The sequence below is a fragment of the Roseomonas elaeocarpi genome (genome assembly GCF_042433915.1).
Taxonomy (GTDB): domain Bacteria; phylum Pseudomonadota; class Alphaproteobacteria; order Acetobacterales; family Acetobacteraceae; genus Roseomonas; species Roseomonas elaeocarpi.
The window spans coordinates 469,671-476,223 of the sequence record NZ_JBHLUN010000008.1; the positions used below are offsets into that span (position 1 = coordinate 469,671).

15 protein-coding genes are annotated in these 6,553 nt (G+C 66.4%); all 15 read right to left on the reverse strand.

All coding sequences use genetic code 11. From position 1 onward, the window contains the following. Positions 1 to 41: 41 nt before the first annotated feature. Positions 42 to 605, reverse strand: a complete 564-nt coding sequence (rplE, locus tag ACFFGY_RS13565) for a 50S ribosomal protein L5 (RefSeq protein WP_377045027.1) — start codon at positions 603 to 605, stop codon at positions 42 to 44. Then, entirely contained in the window at positions 602 to 919 is a 318-nt protein-coding gene (gene rplX / locus ACFFGY_RS13570; RefSeq protein WP_377045028.1) for a 50S ribosomal protein L24, read from the reverse strand. Before rplX ends, rplE begins: the two co-directional genes overlap by 4 nt. Next, positions 919 to 1,287: a 50S ribosomal protein L14 gene (gene rplN / locus ACFFGY_RS13575; RefSeq protein ID WP_377045029.1), complete on the reverse strand. Its 369-nt coding sequence runs from the start codon at positions 1,285 to 1,287 to the stop codon at positions 919 to 921. The genes rplX and rplN overlap by 1 nt, the downstream gene beginning before the upstream one ends. After that, on the reverse strand, positions 1,284 to 1,580 hold the full coding sequence (gene rpsQ / locus ACFFGY_RS13580; protein WP_377045030.1) for a 30S ribosomal protein S17: 297 nt from the start codon (positions 1,578 to 1,580) through the stop codon (positions 1,284 to 1,286). Before rpsQ ends, rplN begins: the two co-directional genes overlap by 4 nt. 16 nt (positions 1,581 to 1,596) lie before the next feature. Continuing rightward, a complete protein-coding gene (gene rpmC, locus ACFFGY_RS13585) occupies positions 1,597 to 1,803 on the reverse strand; it encodes a 50S ribosomal protein L29 (RefSeq protein WP_377045031.1) in 207 nt (68 codons plus the stop codon). A 7-nt stretch (positions 1,804 to 1,810) separates the two neighbouring features. Next, positions 1,811 to 2,230 carry a 50S ribosomal protein L16 gene (gene rplP / locus ACFFGY_RS13590; protein WP_377045032.1) on the reverse strand — a complete coding sequence of 140 codons (420 nt, stop codon included), beginning with the start codon at positions 2,228 to 2,230 and terminating at the stop codon, positions 1,811 to 1,813. Between the two features lie 13 nt (positions 2,231 to 2,243). Further along, the gene (rpsC, locus tag ACFFGY_RS13595) at positions 2,244 to 2,921 is read right to left on the reverse strand and encodes a 30S ribosomal protein S3 (protein ID WP_377045033.1); all 678 of its coding nucleotides are present in this window, start codon (positions 2,919 to 2,921) and stop codon (positions 2,244 to 2,246) included. A gap of 1 nt (position 2,922) precedes the next feature. Continuing rightward, a complete protein-coding gene (gene rplV, locus ACFFGY_RS13600; RefSeq protein WP_377045034.1) occupies positions 2,923 to 3,327 on the reverse strand; it encodes a 50S ribosomal protein L22 in 405 nt (134 codons plus the stop codon). Position 3,328: 1 nt separating this feature from the next. Beyond that, positions 3,329 to 3,607, reverse strand: coding sequence for a 30S ribosomal protein S19 (gene rpsS, locus ACFFGY_RS13605; protein ID WP_377045035.1), 279 nt, complete (start codon positions 3,605 to 3,607; stop codon positions 3,329 to 3,331). Positions 3,608 to 3,611: 4 nt separating this feature from the next. Then, on the reverse strand, positions 3,612 to 4,448 hold the full coding sequence (gene rplB / locus ACFFGY_RS13610) for a 50S ribosomal protein L2 (protein WP_377045036.1): 837 nt from the start codon (positions 4,446 to 4,448) through the stop codon (positions 3,612 to 3,614). 3 nt (positions 4,449 to 4,451) lie between these two features. Beyond that, complete coding sequence (locus ACFFGY_RS13615; protein WP_377045052.1) at positions 4,452 to 4,748, reverse strand: 50S ribosomal protein L23; 297 nt, start codon at positions 4,746 to 4,748, stop codon at positions 4,452 to 4,454. Positions 4,749 to 4,780: 32 nt separating this feature from the next. After that, entirely contained in the window at positions 4,781 to 5,398 is a 618-nt protein-coding gene (rplD, locus tag ACFFGY_RS13620; protein WP_377045037.1) for a 50S ribosomal protein L4, read from the reverse strand. A 17-nt stretch (positions 5,399 to 5,415) separates the two neighbouring features. Then, a complete protein-coding gene (rplC, locus tag ACFFGY_RS13625; RefSeq protein ID WP_377045038.1) occupies positions 5,416 to 6,093 on the reverse strand; it encodes a 50S ribosomal protein L3 in 678 nt (225 codons plus the stop codon). Between the two features lie 16 nt (positions 6,094 to 6,109). Further along, complete coding sequence (rpsJ, locus tag ACFFGY_RS13630) at positions 6,110 to 6,421, reverse strand: 30S ribosomal protein S10 (RefSeq protein ID WP_019459503.1); 312 nt, start codon at positions 6,419 to 6,421, stop codon at positions 6,110 to 6,112. A 6-nt stretch (positions 6,422 to 6,427) separates the two neighbouring features. Next, a partial coding sequence (locus ACFFGY_RS13635) for an EF-Tu C-terminal domain-related protein (protein ID WP_456316167.1) occupies positions 6,428 to 6,553 on the reverse strand: 126 nt, incomplete at its 5' end.

The window sequence follows — 6,553 nt, forward strand, 5'->3', positions numbered from 1 at the left end:
GACCGCCCGGAGTGAGGGGGCGGCGGAACCGGTTTTCCAGGTTAATTCGCGAAGGGAAGCTGGAACGCCTTGAGCAGCGCCTTCGCTTCCTTGTCGGTCTTCGCCGTGGTCACGAACTGAATGTCCATGCCGCGGATGGCATCGACCTTGTCGTACGCGATTTCGGGGAAGATGATCTGCTCCTTCAGGCCCATGGCGAAGTTGCCACGGCCGTCGAAGCCACGGTTGCCCGGCAGGCCACGGAAGTCACGCACGCGCGGCAGCGCGATGGTGATCAGGCGGTCCAGGAACTCGTACATCCGGGCACGACGCAGGGTGACCTTGCAGCCGATCGCCTGGCCTTCGCGGATCTTGAACCCCGCGATGGCCTTCTTGGCGATCGTCTTCACCGGCTTCTGACCAGCGATGGCCATCATCTCGGCGACCGCGGCATCCAGCTTCTTGCTGTCGCCGGCGGCCTCGCCCACGCCCATGTTGAGCACGATCTTGGTGAGCTTCGGCATCTCCATGACGTTGGAGTAGCCGAACTCCTTCTGCATCGCCTCACGCACCACCGCCTGGTAGTGCTGCTGCAGGCGGGGCAGCTCCTTCTGAGTCTCGCTCATGCGTCGAGCACCTCGCCGGAGGCCTTCGCCACCCGGACCTTCTTGCCGTCCACGACCTTGAAGCCGACGCGGGTCGCCTTGTCGGACTTCGGATCGATCAGAGCCAGGTTCGAGAGGTGAATGGTCGCCTCCTTCTCCTGGATGCCACCCGGCTGCCCCATGCCCTTGGGCTTGAGGTGCCGCTTGACCATGTTCACGCCCTGCACGACCGCGCGGTTGTCCTCAGGGGACACGCGCAGCACTTCGCCGCGCTTGCCCTTGTCGGAGCCCGAGATCACCAGGACGCGGTCACCCTTGCGGATCTTCGCGGCCATTACAGCACCTCCGGAGCCAGGGAGATGATCTTCATGTAGCGGCGGGCGCGCAGCTCGCGCACCACCGGCCCGAAGATGCGGGTCCCGATCGGCTCGCCCTGCTTGTTGATCAGCACGGCGGCGTTGTTGTCGAAGCGGATGGCCGTGCCGTCAGCCCGACGCACCGGGTAGGCCGTGCGAACGATGACGGCGCGGTGCACCTCACCCTTCTTGACCTTGGCGCGGGGGATGGCGTCCTGAATGGCCACCACGATGATGTCGCCGACCGAGGCGCTCTTGCGCTTCGAGCCGCCGAGCACCTTGATGCACTGCACCCGACGCGCGCCGGAGTTGTCGGCGACGTCGAGGTTGGATTCAACCTGGATCATGCCGCAGCACTCTCAGACTGCACCGGCGCCTCGAAACCGGCGGGACGGGCGACGTCCTCACCGTTGCGGGCGATCACCAGCCAGCTCTTGCGCTTGCTGATCGGGCGGCACTCCTCGATACGCACGGTGTCGCCTTCCTTGCACAGGTTGGCATCGTCGTGCGCCGCGTAGCGGCCCGAACGCTTGATGAACTTCTTGTAGAGCGGGTGCATCACGCGACGCTCGACGAGGACGGTAACCGTCTTCTCGCCCTTGTCGCTGACGACCCGCCCGGTGAGGACGCGCTTCGGCATTGCCGGGGTCTCCTCGTCAGGCCTTCTGGGATGCCTGGGCCGACTGGCCCAGGATGGTCTTCACGCGGGCGATGTCTCGCCGCACCGCGCGAATACGCGAAACTGCCTCCAACTGTCCAGTGGCTCGTTGGAAGCGAAGGTTAAACTGCTCCTTCCGGAGGTCGAGCAGCATCGCCTTCAGCTCGTCCGGGCTCTTGGCCCGGACATCTGCGATCTTGGTCATGGTGTTCTTACGCCTCGGCGCCCAGACGCGCCACGAACTTGGTCTTGATCGGCAGCTTGGCGGCACCCAGGCTCAGCGCCTCGCGCGCCGTTTCCTGGCTGACACCGTCGATCTCGAACATGACGCGGCCAGGCTTGATACGCGCCACCCAGTATTCGGGCGCGCCCTTGCCGGAGCCCATGCGGACCTCGGCAGGCTTGGTCGAGACCGGCACATCCGGGAAGATGCGGATCCAGACGCGGCCCTGGCGCTTCATGGCGCGGGTGATGGCACGACGGGCCGCCTCGATCTGGCGGGCCGTCACGCGCTCCGGCTCCAGCGCCTTCAGGCCGAAGCCGCCGAAGGACAGGGTGAACCCGCCCTTCGCCAGCCCGTGGATACGACCCTTATGCGCCTTGCGGAACTTGGTACGCTTCGGTTGCAGCATGATTCATTCCGCCTCAGCGCTGCGGCGCCTGCTCCGCGGCGCGCTTGTCCTGCGCCATCGGATCATGTGCCAGAATCTCGCCCTTGAAGATCCAAACCTTGACACCGCAGGTGCCGTAGTTGGTCTTCGCGGTCGCCACGCCGAAATCGATGTCCGCGCGGAGGGTGTGCAGGGGCACGCGGCCCTCGCGGTACCACTCCATGCGGGCGATCTCGGCACCACCCAGACGGCCACCGCAGTTGATGCGGATGCCGCCGGCGCCCAGGCGCATCGCGGACTGCACGGCGCGCTTCATGGCGCGACGGAAGGCCACGCGGCGCTCCAGCTGCTGGGCGATGCTCTCGGCGACCAGGGTCGCGTCGATCTCGGGCTTGCGGATCTCCATGATGTTCAGGGAGACCTCGGCCCCGGCGAGCTTCGCCAGGTCCTTGCGCAGAACCTCGATGTCGGCGCCCTTCTTGCCGATCACGACGCCCGGACGGGCGGCGTGGATCGTCACGCGCGGCTTCTTGGCCGGACGCTCGATCACCACGCGCGACACGCCGGCGCCCTTCAGGCGCTCCTTGAGCTTCGTGCGAAGCTTCAGGTCGTCGTGCAGCATCTTGGCGTAGCCGTTGTCGGCGTACCAGCGGCTGTCCCAGGTGCGGTTGATGCCCAGCCGCAGCCCGATCGGATTGACTTTGTGGCCCATTTTACGCGGCCTCCCCCTGCGACGCCGGCTCGGCGAGCTGCTGCTCCGCCACCACGATCTTGAGGTGGCTGAACCACTTCTCGACGCGCGACGACTTGCCACGACCGCGGGCGTGGAAACGCTTCATGACGACGGCACGGCCGACCTCGGCGCGCGCCACCACCAGCTTGTCGACGTCGAGCTGGTGGTTGTTCTCCGCGTTGGCGATCGCGCTCTCGAGCGTCGTCTTCACGGCACCGGAAATGCGGCGCTTGCTGAAGGTCAGGATCGCGACCGCGTCCGAGGCCTTGCGGCCACGGATCAGGCCAGCGGCCAGGTTCAGCTTGCGCGGCGACACCCGGATGTTCCGGGTGACGGCCTGGGCCTCGGTCTCGGCCAGGCCACGCTCATGCTTCGGCTTGCTCATATCAGCCCCGCTTCGCCTTCTTGTCGGCCGAGTGGCCGGTGAAGGTGCGCGTCGGCGAGAACTCGCCGAACTTGTGACCGACCATGTTCTCGTTGACCTGCACCGGGATGAACTTCTTCCCGTTGTAGACCCCGAAGGTCAGACCCACGAACTGCGGCAGGATGGTCGAACGGCGGGTCCAGATCTTGATGATCTCGTTCCGCCCCGACGCACGCGCCGTGTCCGCCTTGCCAAGCAGGTAGCCGTCGACGAACGGCCCCTTCCAAACACTGCGAGCCATCTAATCAGCCCTTCGTCGCGTTGCGGCGGCGAACAATCAGATTGTCCGTGCGCTTGTTGGTGCGGGTCTTGTAGCCCTTGGTCGGCTTGCCCCACGGGGTAACCGGGTGGCGACCGCCCGAGGTCCGACCCTCACCACCGCCGTGGGGGTGATCGACCGGGTTCATCACGACGCCGCGGTTGTGCGGACGACGGCCCAGCCAGCGGGAACGACCGGCCTTGCCGATCTGCTGGTTGCTGTTGTCCGGGTTGGACACGGCGCCGATCGAGGCCATGCACTCGGCACGCACCAGGCGGAGCTCACCGGACATCAGCTTGATCTGGGCGTAGCCCGCGTCCTTGCCGACCAGCTGCGAGTAGGTGCCCGCGGAGCGGGACATCTTGGCGCCCGCACCCGGCTTCATCTCGATGCAGTGGATGATCGTGCCGACCGGAATGGCCGACAGCGGCATCGCGTTGCCCGGCTTGATGTCGGCGCGCGCGTCCGCGATCACCGTGTCGCCGGCCTTCAGCCGCTGCGGCGCGATGATGTAGGACAGCTCGCCATCCTGGTACTTCAGCAGCGCGATCCAGGCGGTGCGGTTGGGGTCGTATTCCAGACGCTCCACCGTCGCCGGCACACCGAGCTTGGTGTTCCGCTTGAAGTCCACGTAGCGGTAGGCCTGCTTGTGTCCGCCGCCCCGGAACCGCACCGTGATGCGGCCGTGGTTGTTGCGGCCACCGGAGCTCTTCTTGCCCTCGGTCAGCTGCTTGACGGGCGCACCCTTCCACAGCTCCGAACGGTCCACCAGAACCGTCCCGCGGAGGGACGGGGTGACCGGATTGAAGTTCTTCAACGCCATGGCTTACGCGAGCCCCGTCGTGAGGTCGATCGACTGGCCCTCGGCCAGCTTCACCACCGCCTTCTTCCAATCCGAACGCACGCCCGGGCGACCCCGGAAGCGCTTCGTCTTGCCCTTGACCACCACGGTGTTCACGGCCTTGACCGTCACACCGAAGAGACCTTCCACGGCGGCCTTGATCTCGGGCTTGGTCGCCTCGAGGGTCACCTTGAAGGTCACCTGGCCCTGCTCGTTCAGCATGGTGGCCTTCTCGGTCACCACCGGGGCGAGCACCACCTGGTAGAGCTTCTCGCCGCCGATGACGGCGCGGGTCTTCTTCTGCTGCGTCTCGCTCACGCCAGCCGCTCCTTCAGCGCCTCGATGCCGGCGCGGGTGACCGCGAGGACGTCGTGGTTGAGGATGTCGTACACGTTGGCACCGACCGTCGGCATGACCTGGAACTTCGGCAGGTTGCGCGCGGCGCGGACGAAGCCCTCGGCCGGGGTCGCATCGACCACCAGCGCGCTCGTCCAGCCCAGCGCCTTGACCTGCTTGGCCAGGGTCGCGGTCTTGGCATCGGCCTCGGCCGGAACCTCGATCACCACCAGCTTGCCGTCCGCAGCCTTCTGGCTGAGGGCGCTGATGAGGCCGAGACGACGGACCTTCTTGTTCAGGCTGTAGCCATGGTCACGAACCACCGGTCCATGCACCACGCCGCCCGTACGGTACTGGGGAGCACGCAGCGAGCCCTGACGGGCGTTGCCGGTACCCTTCTGGCGATAGGGCTTCTTGGTGGTCCCGGAGACCTCCCCCATGCCCTTCACCTTGTGGGTACCCGCACGTCGCTTCGCGAGCTGCCAGTGCACCACGCGCGCCATGATGTCGGACCGCGGAGCAGCTCCGAAGAGCTCCTCCGGCAGCTCGATCTCGCCGGCTTGGCCGTTATCGAGAGTGATAACCTTCACTTGCATCGCTTTTCTTCTGATCTTCAGGCCGGGTACGGCGCGTCGGCGTGCCGGGCGCGCTTCACGGCGTCACGGACCACGACCCAGGCGCCGGAAGCGCCAGGAACGGTGCCCTTGACCATGAGAAGGCCCTTCTCCGCGTCGACACCCGCCACCACCAGGTTCTGGGTGGTGATGCGCTCGACACCGAGATGGCCAGCCATCTTCTTGTTCTTGAAGGTCTTGCCCGGATCCTGACGGTTACCCGTCGAACCGTGGGAACGGTGGGAGATCGACACGCCGTGCGACGCCTCGAGACCACCGAAGTTCCAGCGCTTCATGGCGCCGGCAAAGCCCTTGCCCTTCGACGTGGCGGTCACGTCGATCTTCTGCCCCGCGACGAAGTGCGCCGAGGTCAGCGAAGCGCCGGCCTCCAGCACCGCGTCGGCGGCCACGCGGAACTCCGCGACCTTGGCAGGCGCTTCCACGCCGGTCTTCGCGAAGTGACCCTTGTTGGCCTTCGAGACGTTCTTCACCTTCGCCTTGCCCGCACCGAGCTGGACGGCGGTGTAGCCATCCTTCTCGGCGGTGCGGACCGCGACCACGCGCACGTCGTCGACGTGCAGCACGGTCACGGGGACGGTGGTGCCGTCCTCACGGAAGAGCCGGGTCATGCCCAGCTTCTTGGCGATCAGGCCGGTACGGCCGTTCTTGGCGGACATCTGGTTCGTCCCCCGCTCAGATCTTGATCTCGACGTCCACGCCGGAGGCCAGGTCGAGCTTCATCAGCGCGTCCACGGTCTGCGGGGTGGGGTCGACGATGTCGAGAAGACGACGATGAGTCCGGATCTCGAACTGCTCGCGCGACTTCTTGTCCACGTGCGGCGAGCGGTTCACGGTGAAACGCTCGATATGGGTCGGGAGCGGGATAGGACCCCGCACCCGCGCGCCGGTCCGCTTCGCGGTGTTCACGATCTCCCGCGTGCTGCCATCCAGCACGCGGTGATCGAACGCCTTGAGGCGGATGCGAATGTTTTGCGCGTCAGCCACGGTTCATTACTTCTCGATGCTGGCGACGACGCCCGCACCCACGGTGCGGCCACCCTCGCGGATGGCGAAGCGCAGGCCCTGGTCCATGGCGATCGGCGCGATCAGCTCCACGTCCATCGCCACGTTGTCGCC

Excerpts from the sequence above, each read along its gene's own strand:
- rplE (WP_377045027.1), bottom strand. The coding sequence starts at position 605 with ATGAGCGAGACTCAGAAGGAGCTGCCCCGCCTGCAGCAGCACTACCAG.
- rplX (WP_377045028.1), bottom strand. The coding sequence starts at position 919 with ATGGCCGCGAAGATCCGCAAGGGTGACCGCGTCCTGGTGATCTCGGGC.
- rplN (WP_377045029.1), bottom strand. The coding sequence starts at position 1,287 with ATGATCCAGGTTGAATCCAACCTCGACGTCGCCGACAACTCCGGCGCG.
- rpsQ (WP_377045030.1), bottom strand. The coding sequence starts at position 1,580 with ATGCCGAAGCGCGTCCTCACCGGGCGGGTCGTCAGCGACAAGGGCGAG.
- rpmC (WP_377045031.1), bottom strand. The coding sequence starts at position 1,803 with ATGACCAAGATCGCAGATGTCCGGGCCAAGAGCCCGGACGAGCTGAAG.
- rplP (WP_377045032.1), bottom strand. The coding sequence starts at position 2,230 with ATGCTGCAACCGAAGCGTACCAAGTTCCGCAAGGCGCATAAGGGTCGT.
- rpsC (WP_377045033.1), bottom strand. The coding sequence starts at position 2,921 with ATGGGCCACAAAGTCAATCCGATCGGGCTGCGGCTGGGCATCAACCGC.
- rplV (WP_377045034.1), bottom strand. The coding sequence starts at position 3,327 with ATGAGCAAGCCGAAGCATGAGCGTGGCCTGGCCGAGACCGAGGCCCAG.
- rpsS (WP_377045035.1), bottom strand. The coding sequence starts at position 3,607 with ATGGCTCGCAGTGTTTGGAAGGGGCCGTTCGTCGACGGCTACCTGCTT.
- rplB (WP_377045036.1), bottom strand. The coding sequence starts at position 4,448 with ATGGCGTTGAAGAACTTCAATCCGGTCACCCCGTCCCTCCGCGGGACG.
- rplD (WP_377045037.1), bottom strand. The coding sequence starts at position 5,398 with ATGCAAGTGAAGGTTATCACTCTCGATAACGGCCAAGCCGGCGAGATC.
- rplC (WP_377045038.1), bottom strand. The coding sequence starts at position 6,093 with ATGTCCGCCAAGAACGGCCGTACCGGCCTGATCGCCAAGAAGCTGGGC.